Source organism: Streptomyces sp. NPDC094032 (genome assembly GCF_040303965.1).
GTDB lineage: Bacteria > Actinomycetota > Actinomycetes > Streptomycetales > Streptomycetaceae > Streptomyces.
The window spans coordinates 64,903-88,557 of the sequence record NZ_JBEOUE010000012.1 but is presented as its reverse complement, the minus strand read 5'-3'; the positions used below and the strand labels follow the sequence as shown (position 1 = coordinate 88,557).

23 protein-coding genes are annotated in these 23,655 nt (G+C 73.5%); 9 read left to right on the top strand and 14 right to left on the bottom strand.

Going from position 1 to position 23,655, the window contains the following annotated elements; genetic code table 11:
• Window positions 1-6: 6 nt before the first annotated feature.
• The 6 genes from ABTZ54_RS18715 to ABTZ54_RS18690 all read right to left on the bottom strand — a co-directional run bounded on the left by ABTZ54_RS18715 (window position 7) and on the right by ABTZ54_RS18690 (window position 8,101).
• Window positions 7-798, bottom strand: a complete 792-nt coding sequence (locus ABTZ54_RS18715; protein WP_351664430.1) for a polysaccharide deacetylase family protein — start codon at window positions 796-798, stop codon at window positions 7-9.
• The gene (gene murJ, locus ABTZ54_RS18710; protein ID WP_502997275.1) at window positions 713-2,464 is read right to left on the bottom strand and encodes a murein biosynthesis integral membrane protein MurJ; all 1,752 of its coding nucleotides are present in this window, start codon (window positions 2,462-2,464) and stop codon (window positions 713-715) included. Before murJ ends, ABTZ54_RS18715 begins: the two co-directional genes overlap by 86 nt.
• Before the next feature lie 679 nt (window positions 2,465-3,143).
• Entirely contained in the window at window positions 3,144-4,466 is a 1,323-nt protein-coding gene (locus ABTZ54_RS18705; RefSeq protein ID WP_351664428.1) for an O-antigen ligase family protein, read from the bottom strand.
• A gap of 2 nt (window positions 4,467-4,468) precedes the next feature.
• Window positions 4,469-5,902, bottom strand: a complete 1,434-nt coding sequence (locus ABTZ54_RS18700; RefSeq protein ID WP_351664426.1) for a sugar transferase — start codon at window positions 5,900-5,902, stop codon at window positions 4,469-4,471.
• Window positions 5,899-7,011: a glycosyltransferase gene (locus ABTZ54_RS18695; RefSeq protein WP_351664424.1), complete on the bottom strand. Its 1,113-nt coding sequence runs from the start codon at window positions 7,009-7,011 to the stop codon at window positions 5,899-5,901. Before ABTZ54_RS18695 ends, ABTZ54_RS18700 begins: the two co-directional genes overlap by 4 nt.
• Window position 7,012: 1 nt before the next feature.
• A complete protein-coding gene (locus tag ABTZ54_RS18690; protein WP_351664422.1) occupies window positions 7,013-8,101 on the bottom strand; it encodes a DUF3344 domain-containing protein in 1,089 nt (362 codons plus the stop codon).
• 400 nt (window positions 8,102-8,501) lie between these two features.
• On the opposite strand from ABTZ54_RS18690, the gene ABTZ54_RS18685 reads away from it, so the two are divergent.
• The 5 genes from ABTZ54_RS18685 (at window position 8,502) to ABTZ54_RS18665 (ending at window position 12,067) form a co-directional block, all read left to right on the top strand.
• On the top strand, window positions 8,502-8,741 hold the full coding sequence (locus ABTZ54_RS18685; protein ID WP_351664420.1) for a chaplin: 240 nt from the start codon (window positions 8,502-8,504) through the stop codon (window positions 8,739-8,741).
• A gap of 492 nt (window positions 8,742-9,233) precedes the next feature.
• On the top strand, window positions 9,234-9,500 hold the full coding sequence (locus ABTZ54_RS18680) for a hypothetical protein (RefSeq protein ID WP_351664418.1): 267 nt from the start codon (window positions 9,234-9,236) through the stop codon (window positions 9,498-9,500).
• 260 nt (window positions 9,501-9,760) lie between these two features.
• Window positions 9,761-10,888, top strand: a complete 1,128-nt coding sequence (locus ABTZ54_RS18675; RefSeq protein ID WP_351664416.1) for an LPXTG cell wall anchor domain-containing protein — start codon at window positions 9,761-9,763, stop codon at window positions 10,886-10,888.
• A 117-nt stretch (window positions 10,889-11,005) separates the two neighbouring features.
• Window positions 11,006-11,500: a hypothetical protein gene (locus tag ABTZ54_RS18670; protein ID WP_351664415.1), complete on the top strand. Its 495-nt coding sequence runs from the start codon at window positions 11,006-11,008 to the stop codon at window positions 11,498-11,500.
• Window positions 11,501-11,794: 294 nt separating this feature from the next.
• A complete protein-coding gene (locus ABTZ54_RS18665) occupies window positions 11,795-12,067 on the top strand; it encodes a chaplin (RefSeq protein ID WP_351664413.1) in 273 nt (90 codons plus the stop codon).
• A 50-nt stretch (window positions 12,068-12,117) separates the two neighbouring features.
• Here the strand turns inward: ABTZ54_RS18665 and ABTZ54_RS18660 are convergent, their stop codons facing one another.
• Together ABTZ54_RS18660 and ABTZ54_RS18655 are read right to left on the bottom strand one after the other, a co-directional pair.
• Window positions 12,118-12,984: a tyrosinase family protein gene (locus tag ABTZ54_RS18660; protein ID WP_351664411.1), complete on the bottom strand. Its 867-nt coding sequence runs from the start codon at window positions 12,982-12,984 to the stop codon at window positions 12,118-12,120.
• Window positions 12,968-13,354 carry a tyrosinase family oxidase copper chaperone gene (locus ABTZ54_RS18655; RefSeq protein ID WP_351664409.1) on the bottom strand — a complete coding sequence of 129 codons (387 nt, stop codon included), beginning with the start codon at window positions 13,352-13,354 and terminating at the stop codon, window positions 12,968-12,970. The genes ABTZ54_RS18660 and ABTZ54_RS18655 overlap by 17 nt, the downstream gene beginning before the upstream one ends.
• Window positions 13,355-13,503: 149 nt before the next feature.
• Here ABTZ54_RS18655 and ABTZ54_RS18650 point away from each other — a divergent pair, with 149 nt between their 5' ends.
• The 3 genes from ABTZ54_RS18650 to ABTZ54_RS18640 are packed head-to-tail and all read left to right on the top strand — an operon-like array spanning window position 13,504 to window position 15,710.
• Entirely contained in the window at window positions 13,504-14,007 is a 504-nt protein-coding gene (locus ABTZ54_RS18650; RefSeq protein WP_351664407.1) for a DUF5949 family protein, read from the top strand.
• 19 nt (window positions 14,008-14,026) lie between these two features.
• The gene (locus tag ABTZ54_RS18645) at window positions 14,027-14,674 is read left to right on the top strand and encodes a vitamin K epoxide reductase family protein (RefSeq protein WP_351664405.1); all 648 of its coding nucleotides are present in this window, start codon (window positions 14,027-14,029) and stop codon (window positions 14,672-14,674) included.
• A gap of 1 nt (window position 14,675) precedes the next feature.
• Entirely contained in the window at window positions 14,676-15,710 is a 1,035-nt protein-coding gene (locus ABTZ54_RS18640; protein WP_351664403.1) for a glycoside hydrolase family 26 protein, read from the top strand.
• Here the strand turns inward: ABTZ54_RS18640 and ABTZ54_RS18635 are convergent.
• Window positions 15,664-16,296, bottom strand: coding sequence for a TetR/AcrR family transcriptional regulator (locus ABTZ54_RS18635; RefSeq protein ID WP_351664401.1), 633 nt, complete (start codon window positions 16,294-16,296; stop codon window positions 15,664-15,666). The two genes, ABTZ54_RS18640 and ABTZ54_RS18635, sit on opposite strands and share 47 nt — an antisense overlap.
• Before the next feature lie 44 nt (window positions 16,297-16,340).
• Window positions 16,341-17,009: a PAQR family membrane homeostasis protein TrhA gene (gene trhA, locus ABTZ54_RS18630; RefSeq protein WP_351664399.1), complete on the bottom strand. Its 669-nt coding sequence runs from the start codon at window positions 17,007-17,009 to the stop codon at window positions 16,341-16,343.
• 211 nt (window positions 17,010-17,220) lie between these two features.
• Between trhA and ABTZ54_RS18625 the strand changes: the two genes are divergently transcribed.
• Window positions 17,221-19,044, top strand: coding sequence for a phosphoenolpyruvate carboxykinase (GTP) (locus tag ABTZ54_RS18625; protein ID WP_351664397.1), 1,824 nt, complete (start codon window positions 17,221-17,223; stop codon window positions 19,042-19,044).
• 143 nt (window positions 19,045-19,187) lie between these two features.
• On the opposite strand, the gene ABTZ54_RS18620 is transcribed toward ABTZ54_RS18625, so the two are convergent.
• Genes ABTZ54_RS18620 through ABTZ54_RS18605 form a run of 4 tightly spaced genes read right to left on the bottom strand, consistent with a single transcriptional unit; the run spans window position 19,188 to window position 23,629 of the window.
• The gene (locus tag ABTZ54_RS18620; protein ID WP_502997268.1) at window positions 19,188-19,811 is read right to left on the bottom strand and encodes a hypothetical protein; all 624 of its coding nucleotides are present in this window, start codon (window positions 19,809-19,811) and stop codon (window positions 19,188-19,190) included.
• Entirely contained in the window at window positions 19,765-21,324 is a 1,560-nt protein-coding gene (locus ABTZ54_RS18615; RefSeq protein WP_351664394.1) for a substrate-binding and vWA domain-containing protein, read from the bottom strand. Before ABTZ54_RS18615 ends, ABTZ54_RS18620 begins: the two co-directional genes overlap by 47 nt.
• Window positions 21,321-22,511, bottom strand: a complete 1,191-nt coding sequence (locus ABTZ54_RS18610) for a toxic anion resistance protein (protein ID WP_351664392.1) — start codon at window positions 22,509-22,511, stop codon at window positions 21,321-21,323. The genes ABTZ54_RS18615 and ABTZ54_RS18610 overlap by 4 nt, the downstream gene beginning before the upstream one ends.
• A complete protein-coding gene (locus ABTZ54_RS18605; RefSeq protein ID WP_351664390.1) occupies window positions 22,508-23,629 on the bottom strand; it encodes a hypothetical protein in 1,122 nt (373 codons plus the stop codon). The genes ABTZ54_RS18610 and ABTZ54_RS18605 overlap by 4 nt, the downstream gene beginning before the upstream one ends.
• Window positions 23,630-23,655 lie beyond the last annotated feature (26 nt).

Below are 23,655 nucleotides of genomic sequence, written 5' to 3'. Positions count from 1 at the left end.
CGGCGCTCACGACAGGACGGCCAGGTCCGGCCCGCTCCGCGCGGGGACCAGGTCGGCGGGACCGGTGCGGCGCAGCGGGTGCAGGAGCCGCTTCGCGGTCAGCCGCCTGGAGGTGTCCGCCTCGCCGACGTGCACCCGGGGCAGGGCGAACACGCTGCTCAGCGGGCCGGGGTCGATGGCGCAGGCATGGCGGTAGCCGGCCTCGCGGACGGCGCGTACGACTCGGGCGTCGACCGTCCCGTACGGGTAGCAGAAGCCGTCCACCGGGTCGCCGGTGATGTCCTCGATCAGCTCCCGGCTGTGCCGGGTCTCGGCGGCGAGGCCCTCGGGGTCGGCGTCCGCCAGGGCGACCAGGTCGACGTGGCGCAGGCCGTGCGAGCCGATCTCCATGCCGGCGGCGGCCGCGCGCCGGATGCCGTCCTCGTCGAGCAGCGGCTTGCGCGGGCCCAGTTCGTCCCAGGCGTTGTCGCCGCCGAGCCGCCCGGGCAGCACGTACACGGTCGCCGTGAAGCCGTGCCGGCGCAGCAGCGGCACCGCCGTGTCGAGGAAGTCGGCGTAGCCGTCGTCGAAGGTCAGCCCGACGAGCCCGCGGGCCCGGCCCTCGGCGGCCGCCGCGAGCAGCTCCCGTACGGACACCCCGCGCAGCCCCCGGTCGCCCAGCCAGTGCAGCTGCCGGGCGAAGCGCACGGGCGAGACGGTCACCTGGTACGGATCATCGGGGCTGTCCGCGATCGAGTGGTACATCGCCACCCACAGAGGGGGCTTCGGCAGCAGTCGACGCAGCACGGCGGCGGGCATGGGGGGTCCTTCGGCAGGCGGATCGGGGCAGGGGCGGAATCTCGGGCGCCTTGGCGGCGCACGCGACGAACAGCAGGAAGACGCCGACGACCACGAGCGCGGCGACGGCGACGGCGAGGACGGGCGGGCCGATCGCCACGGAGCACAGCCAGCCGGCGCCGGTGGCCCAGGCGGCCGCTGTGGCGAGCCGCAGCAGGCCCTCGCCGAGGCGGCGCACGTCGATCGGCACGGACTGGCGGTGCGCGCCGAGCAGCAGCATCACGGCGGAGACGGTGATGCCGAGCGCGTTGGCACCGGCGATGCCGACGGCGCCCCACAGATGGGCGCCGACGGCCCCGGCGAGCGCGGTCGTGGCGAGCCCGGTGGCCATGGCGGCGGCCGGGTACCAGAGCGGGCGGGCGGCCGAGAAGTAGCAGCGGACCAGGGCGCCGACCATGGTCTGGCCGAGCAGCCCGAGCGCGTACACCCGCATGACACCGGCGGTCGCGGCCGTGTCGGAGGCGTCGAACGCGCCGCGCTGGAAGAGCAGGTGGACGATCTGCGGGGCGGCGGCGATCACCGTCGACGCGCCGACCAGGACGACGACCGCGGCGAGCAGCAGATCCCGCTCCACCCGGCGGCGGGCCGCCTCCGCCTCGCCGGCCGCGAGGGCGCGGGCGACGACGGGGAAGCTGACCGTGCACAGCATCAGGGAGAGGATCATCGGCATCTGCGCGACCTTCTGCGCGTAGTTCAGATGCGAGATGGCGCCGGCCGGGAGCGGCGAGGCGAGGAAGCGCTCGACGAGGATCTGCGACTGGCGGGTGAGCGCGAAGACGATGACCGGCGCGATCATCCCGAGCACGAGCAGCCGCCCGTCGCCGGCCGGCACCGGCACCGGCTCCTCCTTCGGCACCGGCCGGGTGCGCAGCTCCCGCAGCAGCGAGGGCGCCTGGACCAGCACCATCAGGACGCCGCCGACGGCGACCCCGGCGGCGGCGGCCCGGACGCCGAAGGGCTCGCGCAGGACCAGGATCGTGCCGATGATGCCGACGTTGTACGCCACGTAGATCGCGGCCGGCGGCAGGAACGAGCCGTGCGCGCGCAGGGCGGCCGAGCAGTACCCGGTGAGCGCGAAGGAGAGCACGCAGGTCGCCGTCAGACGGGTGCAGTCGACGGCGAGCCGCGGGTCCGGGAGGCCCGGCGCCAGCGCGGATACGAGCAGCGGGGCGGTTGCGACGAGCAGCGCGGCGACGGCGGCGACGGTCAGCACGAGCCGGGGCAGCGTGGCGCGTACGAGGGCCCGGACCGGGTCCCCGAAGAGGCTGCCCGAGCGGCGGGCCAGGGCGCGCGAGAACGCGGGCACCAGGATCAGCGCCATCGCGTCCTCGATGAGCAGCGTCGACGCGAACTCCGGCACGGTCCACGCCACGAGGAAGGCGTCGGTCTCGGCCCCCGCCCCGAAGTACCGGGCCAGGATCTGGTCCCGTACGAGCCCGAGCACGGCCCCGACGGCCGTGAGCGCCGCCGTCACGAAGGCGGCGCGGAGCAGGAACCGGCCGGAGGAGCCCGAGGAGCCCGAGGAGCCCGGCGGGGCCTTGCGCAGGGCGTGGCGGCCGGTGCCCGTCGGCGGGCGGTCGGGGGCGGACCGGGGCGACCAGCCGTGCTCGCCGTCCGCCCCCGGCACCGGCCGGGCGGCGGGTTCGAGGGGCCGGGCCCCGCCGGCCAGCGGGCGGCCGCCCAGGAGGGCGGGCCGGCCGTCGGGTTCCGCCGCCGGAGCGGGCTCGTGTCCGGTCCGGCGTACGGTCCGGGCGCCGGCCTGCGCCCGGTGCGCGGGCCCGGCCGCGCGAGGCGCCCGCCCGCTCCCGGCCCCGGCCCGCGCCGGCGGCGCCCCGGCCAGCGTCCGCGCACCGTGCCCACGCGCCGGCGCACCGCCCGCGTGCCGTCGAGCCTCGACGGGACCGTCCGGCGGCAGCCCGCAGAGCAGATCGAGGGTGTCCTCGACCGAACCACCGGCCGCCCAGGGGTCGGCGAGCCCGGCACCGGAGCGACGGGGCGCCACGGGCCCTCCGGCGAGCCCCGCCGCACCGCCGGGCGCGGCCGGACCCCCCGCGGGTCCGGCCGCGTCGGCCGGGGGCAGGCCGCACAGCGCGTCGCCCGCCGGGGCGTCCGCCCACGGGTCGGTGAGCCCGGGATCGGAGCCGCCGGGCGCCACCGGACCCCCCGCGGGTCCGCTCGCGTACGACGGGCCCGACGCCCCGCCCGGGAGGCGACCCCCCGCGGGCGCGCCGTGGTCCCGCGCGCCGGTGACGGGGGCGGGCGGGACCGGGGAGGTGTCCGTCGGGTCCGGAGGGGCGGACCAGGGGTCACGCACGGGGCGCCTCCGCCAGGGACCACCACGCGGCCAGGCCGAGGACGACCGACATCAGGACCGTCGAGGGGCCGCCGATGTCCGCGTAGAAGAAGTCGATGAGCTGCCAGGCCAGCAGGCCGACGGCGACCAGGGCGCGGTCCGCGCCGAGGCGGCGCCGCCGCAGGGCCATGACCAGGAGCGCGGCCCAGCCGCCCGCCAGGGCGAGCAGACCGATCAGGCCCTGCTCGCTCAGGATCAGCAGGTACATGTTGTGCGGGGAGAGCAGCGGCTGGCGCTGGAAGACGGCGCCCGCGCCCGCCGTGTCGCTGCCGGAGGACAGCGCCAGCGAGGCGTTCGAATCGCGGTACGCGGGGAAGCCCTTCAGGCCCACGCCCGTCAGCGGCTCGCTCTGCCACATCCGGCCCGCCGCCGCCCACATCGTGTACCGGTCGGTCACCGACTGGTCGGGCGCCGCCGCGACCTGGGTGATGCTGGTGACCCGCTCCTTCACCATCTCGGAGCCGATGCCGAGCCCGCCCACCAGGACCACGCCCAGCGCGCCCGCGGCGAGCGCCACCCGCCCGGCCCGCCGCAGGCCCGACAGGAGCAGCTGGGCGGCGACGGTCAGCACGGTCGCGATCCAGGCGCCCCGGCTGAAGGAGAGGACGAGCGGCAGGAAGAGCAGCCCGGCGCAGACCAGCGCCGCCGTACGGGCCCGGCCCGCCGTCCCGCCCAGCGCGAGCCCGGTCGCGATGACCAGGGCGTACGCGACGACCGTCGCCATGCCCATCACGTCGGTCGCCCCGAAGGTGCCGACCGCGCGGATGTCCGCGCCCTGGTAGGAGGCGCCGGTGCCGGTCAGGAACTGCACGACGCCCACCCCGCCCTCCAGGAGGCCGAGGCCGACCAGCGCCCACGCCACCACGGCGAAGTCCCGCCGGTCGCGGATCATCAGGAGCACGGCCGCCGGGACGAGCACGAAGATCTGTACGTAGCGGGCGACGCCCGGCAGGCTGGCGCCCGGGTCGTGGGAGGTGATCGCCGCCAGGCAGACGCCGAACACCGGCAGCCCGAGCACGACGGCCGCCGCCCGGCTCAGCGGCCGCGCCCCCGAACGCACCACCCGCACCAGGCAGATCAGCACGAGCAGCCCCGACGCGGCGTCGGCGACCGTGCCCGTACCGCCCGTTCCGCCCTGCGCGCCGCCCCCGCCGCCCGGCACGAGCAGCAGGGCGATCACGGCGAGCACCGGCGACAGGGACCCGGCCCTGCGCGCCCACTCCCGTACCCCGAGGCCGGCCGGGCCGGTCCCCGGCAGCGAAACGGCCGTCGCCATCGTCAGCTCCCCGTCGGTCGCACGAGCCCGGCCGCCGTGCGCAGCAGGATGCACACGTCCTGCCAGAGCGACCAGTGGTCGATGTAGTGGTTGTCGAAGCGGCAGCGGTCCTCGATCGAGGTGTCGCCGCGCAGCCCGTGCACCTGGGCGAGCCCGGTGAGCCCCACCGGCATCCGGTGCCGGGCCGCGTACCCGGCGTGCACCCGGCTGAACTGGGCCACGAAGTACGGCCGTTCGGGCCGCGGCCCGACCAGGCTCATGTCGCCGCGCAGCACGTTCCACAACTGCGGCAGCTCGTCCAGCGAGGTCTTGCGCAGGAAGTGCCCGGCGGCGCTCATCCGGTGGTCGTGGGCGACGCTCCACCGGGTCGCCGACTCCGTCTCGTCGGACGGGCGCAGCGTACGGAACTTGAGCAGCGTGAACAGGCGCCCGTTCTGGCCCACCCGCTCCTGCCGGAACAGCACCCCGGGCCCGTCCGCGAGCCGCACCGCCAGCGCGCAGACGACGAGCACCGGCAGCGCGACCGCGAGCGCGGGCCCGGCGAGCGCCACGTCCAGGGCCCGCTTCGCGGTCAGCCCGCGCCGCTCGGCGATCGGCACCAGGCGGTGGCTGCCGTACCCCCACAGGTGGTCGCCCATCGCGCCGGGCCGCGGCTCGCCGCCGACCCGCCAGGTGGTGCAACCGTAGTGCTGGAAGAGGGTCACGAGCCCGTCGTCCTCGGTGAGGAAGACGGCGTCGCGGACGGTGTTCTGGATGACCGCCCGGTGGATCTCCTCGGGCGTGGTGAGCACCGGGAGCCCCCGCTCGCCGTCCGGCCGCCCGGCCACCAGGCCCACCGGCCGGATGCCGTACTCGGGGTGCTGCCCGAGCGCCGCCGCGAACCGCCGCGCCGCGCCGGGCGCGCCGACCACGAGCGCCGAGCGCGGATGCGCCCGGACCGCCCGCCGCCGCCGCGCGTGCACGAGTCCGCGCAGCGTGACCACGGCCGCGAGGTGCGTCCCGTACGCGCCGCACAGCCGCAGCGGGCCGATCGCGAGACCCGGGGCGTACGCGGCGACCGCGGCGGCCGTCACGCACCAGGCGACACCGGCCCGGGAGGCCAGCGCGGGCAGGTCGTCGAGGGCCCCGGCGAGCACGGCGCCGGGCCGGTACAGACCGGCCCGGCCGTCCAGCAGGACGACGATGCCGACGACCAGCAGCGAGAGCTCCCAGCGCCGGTGCGCGACGGACAGCACGCCGACCGCGAGCAGGACGGCGACGGCGTCGGCCGCCGTCAGCGGCACGACGGAGAACCGCGTCCGGGCCGGACGCCGTGGCGGCAGCGCCAGCCGGTTGGAGGCGCCGCGCGGCGACGCCAGGGAGGCGAGGCCCGTGAAGGAGCCCACCGAGGGCCACGGGCCCGGTGAGGAAGGGACGCTGGTGCTTTCGGTAGTCACTGCGCAATCGGCTCTCTGTGCTCCGTGCACCGCACTCCGGCCAGTTCGCGGTAGAGCTCCGCGACGGCCGCGCCGGTGCGCCGCACATCGAATCTGCTGAGTACGTGCTCGCGGGCCTCGCGGCCCATCGAGCGCCGCAGCCCGGGCTCGCCCAGCAGGCGGCCGAGCGCGGCGGCGAGGGCGGCCGGGTCCCCGGGCGGGACCAGACACAGCTCCTCATGACCGGGCGGCAGGCTCTCGCGCGCGCCGTCGACGTCGCCGACGACCACCGGCCGTCCGCTCGCCATCGCCTCCAGGGGCGCGAGCGCCATGCCCTCCCAGCGGGAGGGCAGCACGACGAGATCGGCGGCCCGGTACCAGGGCGCGGTGTCGGGCACGGCGCCCGCGAAGCGCACCGAGGGCCCGGCGGCGGCCCGCAGCCGCTCCCCGTCGGGCCCCTCGCCGACCAGGACGAGCCGGGCGTCCGGCACGGCGGCGAGCACCGCCGGCCAGGCGGCGAGCAGCACGTCCTGCCCCTTCTGCCGGCAGAGCCGCCCCACGCAGACGACGAGCGGCCCGGCCGCCCCGCCGTCGGACGGCGCCGCCTCGGGGGGCGGCGCGAAGTGCTCGGCGTCCACCCCGTTGTGGATCACCGACCACGGCGCCCGCACCCCGGCGGCCTCGCCGGTACGCCGCTCGGCCTCGCTGACGCAGACGATCCGGGCCGTCCAGCGGGCGGCCCAGCGCTCCCAGCGCCGGGCGAGCGCCGCGGTCCGCCCCTCGACCGCCTCGAAGGACCAGGCGTGCGGCTGATACACCGTCGGAACCCGTCCCCGCAGGGCGAGTCGGGCGCACAGCCCGGCCTTGGCGCTGTGCGCGTGGACGAGTGCGGGGCGGACGGTACGGATCAGCCGCCGCAGCTCCCGGGTCTCCCGCAGGCTCGCCGGGCCCGGGTCCCGGCCCGCCCGCCACGCGTACGTGTCGGCGCCCTCGGCCCGTACGGCGTCGGCGAGTTCGGTGCCGGGCGGGCAGGCCACGGCGACCCGCAGCCCGTCCGCCACCTGGGCGCGGACCAGGTCGGTGACGACCCTGGCGACCCCGCCGTCACCCGGCTGGACCGCGTGCAGCACGTCAGCTCCGGGCGACCGCCCGCCGGACGTCCGCCTGGAGGAAGAGCGCGCCGAGCCAGACGGTGTCCGTCCGGCTGCCGACGCGGATGTGGAAACGATCGGCCCCATGGCGCAGCGCCCCCCGCAGATCGAAGACGTCGGAGTCGTACCCCAGGGTGTTCTGATGAGCGGGCAGTCGTTCCATCCGACTTGTTCCCGATTCCGTGATGCTGGAGTTCATCACGTCGTCCGCGGAATTCGCGGAATCGGAGAGCGTGCTCCGCGTGACGGTCTTAGCCCGTTCGGATTCCACCGCGAGGTAATCCCCGGAAGTCCCCCGGTCGCCGTCATAGGCGACAAGACCGAGCAGGCCGCCCGCCCCCTGGGGAATACGGTCCTTGCCGAGCGCGAGCTGCATTGCGAGCTCGCGGTTCTTCGGGCCGACCGTTTCGAAGCCGTCCCATACGGCCAGTCGGCGCAGTGGCTCGTCGGCTTTCTCGTACGCGGCGACCAGGGTCCAGCCACCCCATCCGCCGACGGCCGAACGGCCCATCGCGACGTTGACCTGGGCGACGGTCCACAGGCCCGAACGGGACGAGCGGACCAGCTCGGTGACGTCGGCGGAGGCCTGGAAGGCGTCGGCGCCGTCGCCGGTGCGGTGACCGGTGGTGGTGTCGGCGAGCAGCGCCTTGTACGAGCCGCCGGGCTCGGCGATCAGCACCCGCCCGTTGTCCTTGGGCGGCTTCTGCTCGCCGACGCGCAGGTTGCCGCCCCAGTACAGGCGGGCCCAGCTGACCCGGGCCCCGTCGGGGACGCGCAGCTCCGCGCTGCTGGAGTTGTAGGTGTTGGCGTCGTCGTCGATGTCCACGTACCCCAACGTGGCGTTGTCGTTGACGGACTCGGTGCCCAGGGTGCCCCTGGCCGAGGCGTTGGCGGCCCGGACGAGGCCGCCGTGCTGGACGGCCTGGTACCGGGGGGCGAAGGGGAGCCGGGCGGCTTCCGTCGGCTTGGGGGCGACGGCGGAGGCGGCCGGGAGCGCGGCGGAGAGGGCCGCGCACGACACGGCGCAGAGCACGCTCCGGCGTACGGCATGAACCGCTGAATTCCGCATACAGGTTCTCCGCTTTGATGAGAGAAGGAAGGGAAGACCCGCGTAGACCGGGAGAGAGGAAGGTGTCGTCCGCGCAAAATGCAAGAACGCGTGACGGGACCGGAAGCAACGTTCGGGAACGTTATAACCCCCACGGCGGGCGATAGTAAGCATTAGATGCTCACAAACGCTAACTTCCGTATCCTTCAGGCCGGTTCCTCGTTGAGCGTGTTGCCCCTTTTCAGGTCCGGTCACTCGAATGACCCTCCTATGGCCCAAAGATCGGTTGAACGTCACCCGTTCGGGAGAGCAACCGATGAATTGCCGGGGCGTTGTTGAAGGAGCCGGGCCGAACCGTCCGCGCCGACCTCGCAGCCCGCGCTGTTTCCGTCGCTTCCCATCGATCGAGGAGATCCTCTTCATGTCCCGTATCGCGAAGGCCGTCGTCCTGTCCCTCGGTGCCGCCGCCGCCGTCGCCGGCACCGCCGGTGTCGCCTCCGCCGACGCCGGTGCCGAGGCCGCGGCCGTGGGCTCCCCGGGTGTCGCGTCCGGCAACGTCGTGCAGATCCCGGTCCACGTGCCGGTCAACCTCTGCGGCAACACCCTCAACGTGATCGGCCTGCTGAACCCGACCTTCGGCAACACCTGCATCAACGCCTGATCTCGCACGCCGGATCGTTTGTCCTTCCGAGGCCGGCGCGCCACCCCCGCCAGGGGTGGCGCGCCGGCCTTTCGCCGTCTGCCCACTGGGTCGTGACCCGTTCGGACGCACGCCTGTGCGCCGCCGAGTGCAACGGCGTACGCCCCGGGGAGGGGCAGGCCGGGGGCGGGATTCACTCGAACGGAGACGTGGCGCTCAGTAGTTCTGTGGTTGCGGACGGCTATACCCGCAGGCACGTGACCCCGGATCCGGACGGTCCGCCCGGCCGACACTCCGGGCGCGCACGGCTGTTCGTATGTCATTCCATCGGCAAAGCACACCGGCCCGCATCATTCGGGTGCAGTGTCGAGAAATCCCTTCTCCCGGAGTTTCCGGGGAGCGCACGTCTCGTTACAGAGGGCAGAACGACGTACGGGAATCACCCAAGAGGCCTGTACGGCAAGCGAGTTGCTTGCGCCGACACGTGTACGCCAGAAGGAAGGACCCTCATTCATGAAGCCCACCAAGGTTGCCGCGGTCATCGCCGGTTCTGTGATGGCCCTGGGTGTCGCCGCGCCCGCGATGGCCGCGGACTCGATGGTGCCCACCAGCCTGGACGGTGGCCTCGGATCGCTGACCAGCGACGGTCTCAAGTCGGACGCGCTCAGCAGCACCACGGACGGCTCGCCCGTCGCGAAGGTGACCGAGACCGCGGGTCAGCTGAACCAGGCCGGCAAGGGCGCGGGCTCCCTGCTCGGCGGTCTCCCGCTCGGTGGCTGACGTCCTGACGTCCTGACGGACTGTCAACGCCCCTTGTGGCGACCGGCCCTGGCGGACCTTCCCCGCCAGGGCTTTCCTCTGCTCTCTCCGTGAGTCCGATTGAATGATTTTCGGATCATGTGTCGCGTGGGGTCGATCGTGCGCCTTATCCGGTCCTTACGCTCTCGCCATCCCCACGCAGTCGGACGGCGGGGAACACGGGCCGGTCGGAGCGAGGGGGGATCCTCGCCGGTCTCTCCCTTTCCCAGAGGAAGAGCGGTATGCGATCCATCATCACCAGGAAAATGCTCACGGCCGCCGCGGCGACGGGCATCCTCTCGCTGACCGGCGGCTTCGCCCTCGCGGCGAACTCCGCCTTCGCGGCGGGGGATTCACCCGGATCCGGCCCGGGGAACCACGCCCGGATGCCGGCCGCCGCCGACGCCTGCGGCGACCACGCGCAGCTCGGGTCCCTGGGGGCCGCCATCAGCGAACTGTGCGCCAAGGCGGTCCACTCCGCCGCCGACGACCCCGACGGCTACGGGGACGACGACTCGGGGGGCTACGGGGACGAGGGGAACCCGCCCGGCGACCACCCGAACCCGCCCGGGGATCACCCCACGCCGCCCGGGGACCACCCGACCCCGCCCGGGGACCACCCCACGCCGCCCGGAGACCACCCGACCCCGCCGGGAGACCACCCGACCCCGCCCGGTGGCGAGACCCCGCCGCCCACCAACCCCGACGAGCCGGGGGAGTGCGAGGACGGGCACCCGGGGCCGGACTGTGGTCCGGGGCCCGGGACTCCGCCGCCGACCAACCCCGACGAGCCCGGTGGGCCGGGGGAGTGCGAGGACGGTCACCCCGGTCCGGACTGCGGTCCGGGTCCCGGGACCCCGCCGCCCACCAACCCCGACGAGCCCGGCTGTGAGGAAGGCGAGAGCGGGCCCTGGTGCGAGCCGGGTGGGGAGACGCCGCCGCCGACCAACCCGGACGAGCCGGGGTGCGAGGAGGGCGACACCGGGCCGGGCTGTCATGAGCCCGGCGGGGAGACGCCGCCGCCCACCAACCCGGACGAGCCGGGGTGCGAGGACGGCCAGAGCGGGCCGGACTGCGTCCCCGGGGGCGGGACCACCCCGCCGCCCACCCACCCGACCCCGCCCGGTGGCGAGACCCCGCCGCCCACCAACCCGGACGAGCCGGGCTGCGACGACGAGACCGGGCCGGACTGCGGTCCCGGTGGTGAGACCACGCCGCCTCCCGGGCACCCCGGCGGTCACCCCCACCTCCCCGACACCGGCAGCGACTCCGCCGCTCTCATGGGAGCCGCCGCCATCAGCGCCGCGCTCCTCGTCGGCGGCAGCGTGATGTACCTGCGCGGCGGCCGGCTGGTCCGCGGCCGCCACTGAACCCCACGCTGACGCTTCGTCAACCCGGGTCCTCGCCGCTCACCGGTGAGGACCCCCGGCGTTGCTGCACTCAGGGGAATTGCGTCACGTTCCCCGCCCGGAACTCGTTTGCAGGACATGAATCTGCGATCTCACGCCGGCCTGGGTCTCCTGGCCACCGCCCTCGCGTCCGCGGCCCTGGCGACCCCCGCCGTCGCCGACGCCCCCGTGGTGGTGCCGCTCCAGGGCCTTGAGCCGGTGATCCCGATGGACGCCCCCACCATCGCCACCGGCGTCCCCACGCCGGTGCCGGGTGCGCCCACCGGCTTCCACGAGGGCGTCGGCAGCCTGCCGGACCTCACCCTGCCCCGTATCCCGCTCGACAGCACCCTGTCGCGGACCGACATCGCCGCCCCGCTGCCCGAGCTCCTCAGGGACAGCGAGCCCGGCACGGCCGAGCTCACCAGCCCCCGCGCGGAGATGAAGGCCGTCACCCCCGGTGCCACCGTGGGCAACGCGCTGCGCACCCCGCAGGCCGGCGGGATCCTGCCGGGGCTCACGGCGCCCGAGGTCGGCGTCCTCGCCCCCGCGCTGAACGGCGCGCTGGACCCGCAGCTGGGCCTGGCACCGTAGCCGGCCGGACGGCGCTCTTTTGTACGACCATTGATCCGGCGGGTGAAGACACGATTCTTCCCGCCACCCGAGGGATCTCTGCTCGTTGCAGATGAAGGCTTGTCGCATGGCCGCGGCCCGCAGGTCCCGGTCCGCCCCGCCGTATCCGACGGCGGGCGTTCGGGTGATCTGCGGGCCATCTCTTCCGATGAGTTTCCATTCGGCGCAATGGCCGTGACCCGCACGGCATTTCGGCGTTGAAGAAACGCGTGACCGTGATTCTCGCGGTCGCTTTCCACGTTCAAGGAGTTCTTGATGTCTCGCATCGCGAAGGCTGCCGCTGTTCTCGCCGGCACGGGTGCCGTTGCCCTCAGCGGAGCCGGCCTGGCCGTCGCCGACTCCGGCGCCGAGGCGGTCGCCGCCCACTCTCCCGGCGTCGCCTCCGGCAACGTCGTGCAGGTCCCGGTCCACGTGCCGGTCAACCTCTGCGGCAACAGCGTCAGCATCATCGGCCTGCTGAACCCGACCTTCGGCAACCAGTGCGCGAACGTCGACGGTCACCACGGTGAGGGCGGCTACGGCGGCTGAGTCCCGGCCACGACAGCGTCCCCCCGGCCCGACGGGCCGGGGGGACGCTGTCACGCGTAGCGGTAGTCGGCGCTGTGGTCGAGCAGCTCCGCCGGGGTGACGTTCCACGGGCCGAGCCGCTCGTTCAGCGAGACCACCCGCCGGTACTGCGGATCGCCCAGCGGCGGCGGGTCCTTCGGCAGATAGCCCGCCCCCGGGTTGCGCTGCTGCCAGCGCGACCAGAGCAGGTCGACGAAGGCGTGGTGCAGCCAGAACACCGGGTCGTTGACCGAGGCCCCGCCCAGCATCATCCCGCCGACCCACCGGTGCACCCGGTTGTGCAGGCGGAAGCGCTCGTTGCCCTGGCCGCCGGCCCAGCCCTCCATCCGGTTGCGGAAGCCGGACGCGCTGGTCGAGTTCCACGGCGACACGTCGTACGCCCGCTCGCCCATGACCTCCTCCACGTGCGCGGCCGTCGGCAGCGTGATCGGGTCGCGCGGGCGCCCGAAGTCCCGGGTGAGGAAGTTGCCCTCGGTCATGTTCTGCTTGACCGTCCAGCGGCCGCCCGCGTACGCGAACGGGCCGGTCGTCACCTGGAGGTCGCCCCGGCGCCCGTTGCCGCCCATGAAGTCGTCGCTCCACAGGGACGCGGCCGCCGTGCCGTCCCGGGTCCAGTCCCAGTACGGGACGGTCACGGCCGGGTCGATCCGGCGCAGCGCCCGCTCGAACTCCAGCAGGAACCTGCGGTGCCAGGGCAGGAAGCTGGGGCACATGTGCGCCTCGCGCCGCTTGCCCTCGCCGTCGGCGACGTAGTGGTCGATATGGGCGCGGACGAAGTCGTCGTACGTCCCGGTCCGCTTGAGTTCGAGGACGGCGGAGACGAACCGCTTCCGCTCGGCGCTCGTCAGATCGCTCTGGTTCTTACGCGTGTACGCCACGCGGGCTCCCTCCCGGGTGCGTGCCGTGGGCGGCGGCGAGGCGGGACAACCGGGCGGAGCCCAGCACGTCCACGGCCGTACGGACGGCCGCCAGCGGCGTCGGACAGGACTCGTAGTGGTCGATCGGGGTGACAAAGCCGCCGTCGGCGCAGCGCATCAGATGGAGCGGCCGGCCGTCGACGAGGGCCTGGGGCTCGCCGTCCGGTCCCGGACCGCCCTGGATGCGCCGTCCGGCGTACATCTCGTCGAAGACGTCGCCGGGGGGCCGGTCCGGCCCCTTCGTCCCGATCCGGGCCAGCGCGCCGCCTGTGAAAGCGGTGACGGCCAGCGCGAAGAGGGACCGCAGGGCGGTACGGCGCGGGACGGTCATGAGCGATCTCCTGAGGTCGGCTGATGCCCCCTGGGCACAACGATGTAGACCGCGCTTCGTTGCGCCCGAAATGCCGACGGACGGAATGTCGGCCGAATGAGTGAATTCGGCTGAGGGTGACGGGTGTTCGTCCCCTAGCATCCCGATCCATGACCACTTCCAATGTCCTGCCGACGGAGCACAGCGCCCATACGATGGGCACGCTCACCGTCATCTCGTGGACCCTCGGGCCCACCGACGACATGCCCGCCACTCCCTTTCTGATGGTGTATTCGCTCGGTGACGGCGAGCACGGCCGGGAGGCCGGCGAGGCGGAGCTGCGGGCGACCCTGGAGGGCATGGGCGTGCCGATCGGCGGCATCGTCGTCGACGCGGGCCAGGAGCGCGGGATCGGCGCGCACCTGCTCGTCGAGGCGGAGCGGGCCGTGCTGACCCTGCCGTTCATGAACGCGCAGTGCCCGGTGGCGCCGGACTGGCAGGCGGCGGCGTACGAGACCGGTCATGTCATCGTGAAGGTCCCGGTCGTGCCGTGGCCGGGCGCGGAGCCGGGCGCGCCGGTGGCGGAGGAGATCCTGAAGGCGTTCATCTCCTCCGACGAGATCGTGAAGAACTCGGGCCACATCGCGGTGCCGGTGAGCCGGATCCAGGGCTGAGCGGGCAGGGGGCGGCGGCATGGCGACGGTGAACGTACGGGGCGCGGTACCGGGACAGCGGCAGCGGGAGGGCGAGCGGACGGGCGGAGCGGGGACCGGCACGAGCCGGGCCTTCGCCTGGATGTTGATGGTGACGGGCGCGGCGGGCGTGCTGTCCGGCTGGGTCATCACGATCGACAAGTTCAAGCTCCTGGAGGACCCGGGCTTCCAGCCGGGGTGCAGCCTCAACCCGGTCGTCTCGTGCGGCAACATCATGAAGAGCGAGCAGGCCGCGGTGTTCGGTTTCCCGAACCCGATGCTGGGGCTCGTCACGTACGCCGTGGTCGCCGCCGTGGGCGCCGGGATCCTGGCCGGCGCCCGCTACCGCGGCTGGTTCTGGCTCGGGCTCAACGCCGGGATGCTCTTCGGGGTCGGCTTCTGCACCTGGCTGATGTACCAGTCGCTGTACGAGATCAACTCGCTGTGCCTGTGGTGCTGCCTGGCCTGGTGCGCCACGATCACCATGTTCTGGTACGTGACCGCGCACAACGTGCGGCAGGGGACGCTGCCCGCGCCGGCCGTCGTGAAGGGCTTCCTCGGGGATTTCACCTTCGCGCTGCCGGTGCTGCACATCGGGGTCATCGGGATGCTGATCCTGACCCGCTGGTGGGAGTTCTGGACCAGCTGACGTGCGAGCTTCCTCCTGCTGGCCGCGAGTGGCGCTGACGGTGCTGCTCGCGGCCGCCTTCGTGTTCCTGCTGCCGTACGGGCGGCTCGCGCCGGGTGGCCGGCCGGCCGGGGAGCTGGCGGCGCCGCCCGAGCCGCCGAGGCCGCTGCCCGGGGTGCCGTCCGGCTTCTTCACCGGCTCCGACGAGGCCGGGGTGCGGCGGATCGCCGGGGTGGAGCGGTGGCTCGGCGGGGAGCCGCTGGGCGTCGGGCACACCTATCTGCCGGGCGACCGCTGGTCCAACATCGAGGGGCATCCGGCGCTGTTCGAGCCGTGGGCGCACTGGAAGGAGGAGCGGCCGGGGCGCCTGTTCGTGCTGAACGTGCCGCTGCTCGACCGCAGCGAGGCGGAGCTCGCCGACGGGGAGGTGCGGCAGGGGCTGCGGCGCGGGGCGGCCGGGGCGTACGACGGGCACTTCAGGACGCTGGGGGAGCGGCTGGTGCGCCATCGGCTCGGGGACGCGGTCCTGGTGCTGGGGTGGGAGATGAACGGGACCACGTACAGCCATCGCTGCGGGCCCGACCCGGAGGCCTGGAAGGCGTACTGGCGGCGGGTGGTGGGGGTGCTGCGCGAGGTGCCGGGGCAGCGCTTCCGCTTCGACTTCACGCCGAGCCGGGGGCTGGACGCCATCGCTTGGCCGCGCTGCTATCCGGGCGACGCGTACGTCGACGTGATCGGCATGGACGCGTACGACCAGCCGGCCGGGCTCTCCTTCGAGGAGCAGGTCACCGAGGCGTACGGGCTCGCGCACCACGCCGCCTTCGCCGCGGCGCACGGCAAGCCGGTCTCGTTCCCGGAGTGGGGGCTCTTCCGCAACGGGGACAACCCGGCGTACGTGCGGGGGATGCTCGACTGGTTCGCGCGGCACCGGCCGGTGTACCAGACCTTCACCGACTACTGCCCGCACGGGGTGTGGGGCTGTGCGGAGAACCCGGCGTCGGGCGAGGTGCTCAGGGCCGCGCTGGGCGGGGCGGCCGGAGGGTCAGTCCGTCCTTGAGGGTGTCGACGGTCCGGTCGAGGAGCTCGACCAGGTCGTCGCGCCCGCCGTGTTCGGCCCAGTGCAGGGTGGCCTCGCGCAGGGCGCCGAGGACGGCCGCGGTGAAGACCCGTACCTCCAGGTCGTCGGGGTCGCGGCCGGTGCGCTCGGCGACGGCCCGGGAGAGCCGGCGGGCGCTCTCGGCGGTGGTCTCGGTGAGCCGGGCGCGGACGGCGGGGATCTCCACCATCAGGCGGGCCCGCAGCCGGGTCTCGGCCGGCTCGTGGACGAGGGCGGCCGAGACGGCGTCGACGACGACGGCCCGCAGCGACTCCAGGGGCTCCTCGCCGGCCGGGCGGGCGAGGAGCCGGGCTTCGAGGAGGGCGTCCTGCTCGTCGGTGAGGAGGATGTCCTCCTTCACCGGGAAGTAGCGCACGACGGTGGAGGGGGAGACCTCGGCCGCCGCCGCGATCTGCTCGATGGTGGTGGCCTCGTACCCCTGCTCGGTGACGAGCCGGAAGGTGGCGCGGCGGATCGCGGCGCGGGTCCTGAGCTTCTTGCGCTCGCGCAGGCCTGGGCGGTCGGGGGTGACGGGCATGGCCGTCATTGTGCCTGGTCAGGCCGGTGGGGCTGGTCAGGCTGTCGGGCTGGTCAGGAGTGCTGGTACGCGACCAGCGAGATGCCCACGTAGTGGACGATGAACGCGGCGAGGGTGAGGGAGTGGAAGACCTCGTGGAAGCCGAACCAGCGGGGTGACGGGTTCGGGCGCTTGATGCCGTAGATGACGCCGCCCGCGCTGTAGAGCAGACCGCCGACGATCACCAGGACGAGGACGGCGATGCCGCCGGTGCGCATGAAGTCGGGCAGGAAGAAGACGGCGGCCCAGCCCATCGCGATGTAGCAGGGCGTGTACAGCCAGCGGGGGGCGCCGACCCAGAAGACCCGGAAGGCGATGCCCGCGGCCGCCGCCGCCCAGACCGCCCACATGAGCGGGCGCCCGGTGGAGTCCGGGAGGAGCAGCAGGGTCAGCGGGGTGTACGTGCCCGCGATGATCAGGAAGATGTTGGCGTGGTCGAGGCGCCGCAGCACCGCCTCGCCGCGCGGGCCCCAGTTGCCCCGGTGGTACAGGGCGCTGATGCCGAAGAGCAGGCAGGCGGTGAGGACGTAGATCCCGCAGGCGATCCGGGCCCTCGGCGAGTCCGAGAGGGCGACCAGGACGAGGCCCGCGACGATCACCGCGGGGAACATCCCGGCGTGCAGCCAGCCCCTGAGTCTCGGCTTGAGCGGGAGCGGCGTGAGTTCCGGCGTGGCTGCAGTCATGGCACCGAATGCTACCTACGCCTCCGTAGGTACCGGATATGAGAGCCGACGTCCGAGTGGCGATGCTCACGTGTGAGGCCCTCTGGACATATGGGCGGTAGCATCGGATGATCAAATGAGTGCGGTCGGCACCGGATGAGCGCCTACGACGCATCCGGGTCGCAGCCCCCAAGGGGCATACATCTTAAAAACCCCTCAACAAGGAGCAATCGTGGCGCGCGACAACGCGGCTCCCTCCACCGTCCCCACCCAGCACAAGGAACTGATCTCGTGGGTCAACGAGATCGCCGAGATCACTCAGCCCGACCGGATCGTCTGGTGCGACGGTTCCGAGGCCGAGTACGAGCGCCTGTGCGAGGAGCTCGTCTCCAAGGGGACCTTCAAGAAGCTGGACCCGGTCAAGCGGCCCAACTCGTACTACGCGGCCTCCGACCCGACCGACGTCGCGCGCGTCGAGGACCGGACCTTCATCTGCTCCGAGAAGGAGGAGGACGCGGGCCCGACCAACCACTGGAAGGCCCCGGCCGAGATGAAGGACATCTTCGCCGGTGAGAAGGGCATCTTCCGCGGCTCCATGAAGGGCCGGACGATGTACGTCGTCCCGTTCTGCATGGGCCCCGTCGGCTCCCCGCTCTCCGCCATCGGCGTCGAGATCACCGACTCCGCGTACGTCGCGGTCTCCATGCGCACGATGACCCGCATGGGACAGGCCGTCCTCGACGAGCTCGGCACCGACGGCTTCTTCGTGAAGGCCGTCCACACCCTCGGCGCCCCGCTCGCCGAGGGCGAGGCCGACGTTCCGTGGCCGTGCAACTCCACCAAGTACATCTCGCACTTCCCCGAGACCCGCGAGATCTGGTCCTTCGGCTCGGGCTACGGCGGCAACGCCCTGCTCGGCAAGAAGTGCTACGCGCTGCGCATCGCGTCCGTCATGGCGCGTGACGAGGGCTGGCTGGCCGAGCACATGCTCATCCTCAAGCTGACCCCGCCGCAGGGCGAGGCGAAGTACGTGGCCGCCGCCTTCCCGTCCGCCTGCGGCAAGACCAACCTCGCCATGCTGGAGCCCACGATCTCCGGCTGGACCGTCGAGACCATCGGCGACGACATCGCCTGGATGCGCTTCGGCGCGGACGGCCGCCTCTACGCGATCAACCCCGAGGCCGGCTTCTTCGGCGTCGCGCCCGGCACCGGCGAGCACACCAACGCCAACGCCATGAAGACGATGTGGGGCAACTCCGTCTTCACCAACGTCGCGCTCACCGACGACAACGACGTCTGGTGGGAGGGCATGACCGAGGAGGCGCCCGCCCACCTGACCGACTGGAAGGGCAACGACTGGACGCCGGAGTCCGAGACCCCGGCCGCCCACCCGAACGCCCGCTTCACCGTCCCGGCCGGGCAGTGCCCGATCATCGCGCCGGAGTGGGAGGACCCGAAGGGCGTGCCGATCTCGGCGATCCTCTTCGGCGGCCGCCGCGCCACCGCCGTCCCGCTGGTGACCGAGGCCTTCTCCTGGCAGCACGGCGTCTTCCTCGGCGCCAACGTGGCCTCCGAGAAGACCGCCGCCGCCGAGGGCAAGGTCGGCGAGCTGCGCCGCGACCCGTTCGCCATGCTGCCGTTCTGCGGCTACAACATGGGCGACTACATGGCGCATTGGGTCAAGGTCGGTGCCGACAAGGACCAGGCGAAGCTGCCGAAGATCTACTACGTGAACTGGTTCCGCAAGAACGACGCGGGCAAGTTCGTGTGGCCCGGCTTCGGCGAGAACAGCCGCGTCCTGAAGTGGATCGTCGAGCGTCTTGAGGGCAAGGCCGAGGGCGTCGAGACCCCCATCGGCGTCCTGCCGACCCGGGAGTCCCTGGACACCGAAGGACTGGACCTGCCCGAGGCCGACCTGGACTTCCTGCTCACCGTCGACAAGGACGTCTGGCGCGAGGAGGCCGCCCTGGTCCCCGCGCACCTGGAGACCTTCGGGGAGCACACCCCGAAGGAGCTGTGGGACGAGTACCGCGCGCTGGTCGAGCGCCTGGGCTGATCCCGTAACGGCACACCGAAGACTCGTGGTGGGTTGCCCCGAACTACCGCCCTGACCAGTGGGGTCACGACGGCCCACCACGACGCATCCGGCCCCCGGAGCCCCCTCACGGCTACGGGGGCCGGCGCATGCCCGGACCCGGCCTAGCGGCCCCGGTCCTCCAGATAGCGGGTGTGGGTCTCCTGGCGCCGGGCCTCCGCCTCGTGCAGGGCGTCGGCGATCGTCTCCGCCTCCCCGTGCAGCGCCGCCAGCTGCCGCTCCAGATGCCGCTCCGGCGGCTCCTTGCCCGGCACGGCCCGGGTCCACCACCGACTGCGTACGAACGCGTCGACGGCCTCCGGGACGTCCTGGCGCACCGCCCGGCCCAGGATCCGCAGGTGCTCGGGGTCGCTCACCCAGCCCGGTTCCAGCAGGGCGCCCAGCAGGGTGTCCAGCTCCGTCAGGCGCCCGTGCGCGGCCGGCGGGAGCTCCACCTCGGCCAGGTAGCCGCGCAGCGTCGCCAGGTCCGCCCGCAGCGCGTCCAGCTGCTCCGCCGGGTCCGCGAAGGCGGGCGCCGCCGGGCGCTCCGGCGGGGCGATCAGCGCCCCCGCGCCGTACAGACCCGCGACGACAAGCGGCCACAGCGGGCCCGCCGTACCGGTCAGGGCGAGGCCGAGACCGGCCAGGCCGCACACGCAGCCGGTGAGGTTCTTGCGGGACTCGGCGTACCGCAGCAGACGGTCACTGATAGCCACGGATCTCCTCGAAGGCTCCGTCGAGCGAGCCATGGGTCGCGTCGAAGAGGCGGCCGCCGGTGAGCTCGGCGACATGGGCGAGCGCGGACCGGTCGGAGTCGCCGAAGAGGACCGGGAAGACCGGGGTGCGCTTCTGGGCGGGGGTGAGCGAGGCGTGGAAGGTGTCGAAGGCCACCGCCGGGAAGCCGTCGGTGTTCTCGCCGTCCGTCATCAGCACGATCGAGGTGAAGGCGCCGTCCGACGCGTCGGCGCCGAGCCGCGTGTACGCCTCCTCCAGACTGGAGTAGATCGCCGTGCCGCCCGAGGCCGACAGGCGGCCCGCGTCGGCGCGGAGCGCGTCGAGCGCGCCCTTCGGGGCGGCCGGGTCGACCGTGCGGGTGGTGACCTCGGAGCGCTTCACCGACGAGCCGAACGGCATCAGCGTGACCTCCTCGCGGTCCCGGAAGTCCCCGGTCAGCTCCGTGAGCGCCGACTTGAGCCGGTCGAGCCGCTCGCCCTCCATCGAGCCGGAGGTGTCCAGGACGTAGACCGTACGCGAGGGGCGGCGCAGCGTGTTGTCGTACGCGTCGAGCAGCCCGTCGGCGACGGAACGGCTGCCGGGGAAGGGCAGTTCGCGGCGCGGGTCGGTCGCGAGCCGGGGCGCCGGGGCCACCCCGGGGACGACCGGGCGGCGCAGGGTGCGCTCGGTGATCAGGCGCTGGACGGCCGGGGTGCGCAGCCCCGCGGCGAGCCTGCGGGCCGCGTCCTTGGCCTCCGGGCGGGCGGCGGTGAGCGAGGTCAGCGGGTAGTCCGCCGTCACGACCCCGTCGGCGGGGCGGATCACGGTGAGCCCGCCGGGCATCGACAGCAGCACCGACTCGTAGTTGACCAGCGCGTCGACGTCGGCGCGGCGGGCGTAGGCGGTGGCGAGCCAGCCGGAGGAGCCGGAGGTCAGCTTCTGCCCGGCGAAGAACTCCTTCAGCTTCGGGGTGGCCGCCTTCACGTCCTTCTCGGTGAGCGCGGACTGCGCGCCGGACAGGCCGGACGCCACCGAAACCAGCGCGGAGAAGCCGGAGTTGGAGCGCAGCGGGTCCGTCATGCCGTACGTGAGCTTCTTGTCGGCGACGGCCCGGTGGATCTGCGCCCAGGTGACCTTCTTCGGATCCCAGCCGAGCCGGGCGACGGCGGCGGGCCGCACCCCGAGGGCGACCGGGGAGGTCATGACCGGGGTCTCGCCGGTGATCCGCCGGGCGGTGTCCGGGCGCAGCCGCAGGTAGTCGTTGGACGACAGCCAGACCGCGTCGAACTCCTTGTCCGCCTCGCCGGACGCGATCCGCCCGACGGCGTCGAGGGTCCCGGCGTAGGTGGGGCGTACGGTGACGCCGGTCGCCTTGCGGACCTCCTCCAGGACGGGGGCCATGTCGGCGAGTTCGGAGGAGGCGAGGATACGGAGGGTGCCGGGGCGGTAGGTGTGGTTGTCGGTGCCGTCGGGGGAGTCGCCGACTCCGCAGCCGGTCGCCGACAGCGCGAGGGCGAGCGCGACGAGGGCGGCGCGTACGGCTCTCATCCGCGGCCCCCTTCGAGGATCCCCGGGCCGCCGGACGGCTCGCGGGTGCGTTCCAAGTGGGCGCTCGCCGTTTCGAGTTCGGCGGTGAGGGCGTCGACGGTCTGGGCCATCGACTCGGTCGCGCGGATCTTGTACGTGTCGATCGCGTCGAGCGTCGTGTAGATCTGCTGGAACGCGGTGCGCACGGTCTCCAGGCCCACGGCGGGCTCCGCGGCCAGTTGCTGGATGTCGCCGGACTGGCCCGCGAGAGCGGTCGCGTTGCCCTGGATGAGGGTCTCGGTCGTCTCGCGCAGCGCCTTCACCTGCTCGGTGACCTTCTTCTGGTGCTCCAGCGCGGAGGCCAGCATCACCGCGATCCGCAGCGCGGTGACGGTCGTCGTCGCCGCCCGCTCCACGCCCTTGATCAGCTCGTCGTTGTTGCGGCGCACCACGTCCATCGCCAGATAGCCCTGGGCGCAGACGGCGAGCTGGGTCAGCAGGTCCTGGTGCTTCTGGCGGACCGGGAAGAGCACGTCGGCGCGGAGCGCGTCCGCCTGCGCGGGGTCGTCGGTCCGCGCGACCCGCTCCTCGACGGCCCCGTCCAGGGCCTCGGTGAGCACCGCGTACTCCTGGAGGCGGCCCATGGTCTCCCACAGCCGGGCCCGCTCGGTCTGCAATGCCGCGTTGTCGCGGCGCAGTTCGTCCTGGCCGCTCTTCAGGGAGGCGAGGATCCGGTCGAGGGTGGCCTTCGAGGAGGCGTACTTCGCGATGTGGTCGCGCACCCGGTTCCCGCCGGGCAGCTTGGACAGCAGGCTGCGGACGCCCTTGGCGGGGGTGTCGCGCGGGTCCAGGTCCTCGACGGTGCGCCGCAGCGCGACGAGCGAGTCGCCGACCCGGGCCTGGGGGTCGCCGCCGTCGGTGCCGAGCGAGCGGACCGTGCGGTCCAGCATCCGGTTGGACTGCTGGGCGGCGGTGCGCAGTTCGCCGCCGCCGAGCGCCGTGATCTCCCCGATCCGGCCGGCGAACTCGGGGGAGCGGGCGTCGAGTCCGGCGAGCGAGCCGACGTACTCGTCGGCGCGCCGGGCCATCTCGGTGCGGACGTCGTCGTCGACCGGGACGAGGGTCTTGGCCTGCTCGGCGCGGACCGGCGGGACCGGTTCGGGCGGGGTGAGGACGAGCGGGCTGTCCGGGCTCGTGGGTGTGGTCATGCGGTGTCCCCCTGGTCGCGGGCCCGCAGCGCCATCCGGTGCAGCACCTCGGAGGTGGGCACGGGCGCCTGGCGGACCCCGGTGAGCTTCTGGTCGAGATAGCCGGTGAGTCCGGCGGTGGCGGCGGTGAACTCGGCCGGGGCGCCCTGCGGGCGGAAGCCGTGGCGGACCGCGAGCCGGCGCAGCTCCGGGTCGGTGGAGAGGAGCTCGCCGAGGGTCCGGCCGGCCTCGGTGAGCGGGACGAGCGTGTGGTCGCTGCTGACGGTGGTGTCCGGGTAGAGGACGACGAGGTCGCCCAGATCCGCCTTGGCGATCAACTGGGAGGCGACCTGCGACTCGTAGACGAGGACCAGCGGGTTGCCGACGCCGCTGACGAAGTCCCGGAAGGGCGCGTCGGAGCTGGACTGCTGGGCGCCCTGCACCTGGATCAGCTTGCGGAGCAGCGGGGCCGTGCGGTCCACGGCGGCCTTGTCCCCGGCGACCCGGCCGCCGTCGGCGACGTAGCTCGCGGCGGCCAGGTAGAGCGCGCCGGAGTTGGAGGACAGGGGGTCGGTGGAGGTGACGAACACGGTGCCGCTCAGCTCGGCGTGCCCGGCGGAGCCCTTGAGCTGCTGCCAGGTCCGGTCGGCGCGGGCGGCGGCGAGATAGGCCTCCATGCGCAGGGTGCCGGTGTGGCCGCCGGGGCCGAGCGTGGCGAGCCCGTTGCCGGCGAGCACCGTGGCGGCGGCGCTGTGCGCGACGACGACCAGCGGCGAGTAGAAGGGCCGCAGCGGGGTGCCGGTCGCCTTCGTCCTGGCCTTGATCTCGTCGGCGGGCGCCTTGGCGGACGGGAACGCGAAGTCGTAGCCCTTGAGGGGCAGTCGCTCCATGTCCCAGGACCCGGAGGTCTCCGTCCGTACGGTGAGGCCCTTGGCGGCAAGGGCCTTCACGACCTCGGGATCGGCGAAGAACTCCGCCTTCTCCGACCCGATCACTCCTCGCACGGTCTTCGTTGCCGTGCTCTTGTCGTCCTGGTCGCCGCCGGTCACGAGGACCGCGGCCACGCCGCCCAGGAGCAGGACGGCGAGGACGATTCCCAGAATGCGTCTCACGCGGGCAGAGTGCTCGCGGAAACCCACATTCCAGGGGGAGTTGGGTGTACGGG

Coding starts and splice junctions, on each gene's coding strand:
- ABTZ54_RS18680 (WP_351664418.1), top strand. CDS start 9,234: ATGAAGCCCACCAAGGTTGCCGCGGTCATCGCCGGTTCTGTGATGGCC.
- ABTZ54_RS18675 (WP_351664416.1), top strand. CDS start 9,761: ATGCGATCCATCATCACCAGGAAAATGCTCACGGCCGCCGCGGCGACG.
- ABTZ54_RS18620 (WP_502997268.1), bottom strand. CDS start 19,811: ATGGCTCGCTCGACGGAGCCTTCGAGGAGATCCGTGGCTATCAGTGAC.
- ABTZ54_RS18650 (WP_351664407.1), top strand. CDS start 13,504: ATGACCACTTCCAATGTCCTGCCGACGGAGCACAGCGCCCATACGATG.
- ABTZ54_RS18615 (WP_351664394.1), bottom strand. CDS start 21,324: ATGAGAGCCGTACGCGCCGCCCTCGTCGCGCTCGCCCTCGCGCTGTCG.
- ABTZ54_RS18685 (WP_351664420.1), top strand. CDS start 8,502: ATGTCCCGTATCGCGAAGGCCGTCGTCCTGTCCCTCGGTGCCGCCGCC.
- ABTZ54_RS18655 (WP_351664409.1), bottom strand. CDS start 13,354: ATGACCGTCCCGCGCCGTACCGCCCTGCGGTCCCTCTTCGCGCTGGCC.
- ABTZ54_RS18635 (WP_351664401.1), bottom strand. CDS start 16,296: ATGACGGCCATGCCCGTCACCCCCGACCGCCCAGGCCTGCGCGAGCGC.
- ABTZ54_RS18690 (WP_351664422.1), bottom strand. CDS start 8,101: ATGCGGAATTCAGCGGTTCATGCCGTACGCCGGAGCGTGCTCTGCGCC.
- ABTZ54_RS18665 (WP_351664413.1), top strand. CDS start 11,795: ATGTCTCGCATCGCGAAGGCTGCCGCTGTTCTCGCCGGCACGGGTGCC.
- trhA (WP_351664399.1), bottom strand. CDS start 17,009: ATGACTGCAGCCACGCCGGAACTCACGCCGCTCCCGCTCAAGCCGAGA.
- ABTZ54_RS18610 (WP_351664392.1), bottom strand. CDS start 22,511: ATGACCACACCCACGAGCCCGGACAGCCCGCTCGTCCTCACCCCGCCC.
- ABTZ54_RS18670 (WP_351664415.1), top strand. CDS start 11,006: ATGAATCTGCGATCTCACGCCGGCCTGGGTCTCCTGGCCACCGCCCTC.
- ABTZ54_RS18705 (WP_351664428.1), bottom strand. CDS start 4,466: ATGGCGACGGCCGTTTCGCTGCCGGGGACCGGCCCGGCCGGCCTCGGG.
- ABTZ54_RS18645 (WP_351664405.1), top strand. CDS start 14,027: ATGGCGACGGTGAACGTACGGGGCGCGGTACCGGGACAGCGGCAGCGG.
- ABTZ54_RS18715 (WP_351664430.1), bottom strand. CDS start 798: ATGCCCGCCGCCGTGCTGCGTCGACTGCTGCCGAAGCCCCCTCTGTGG.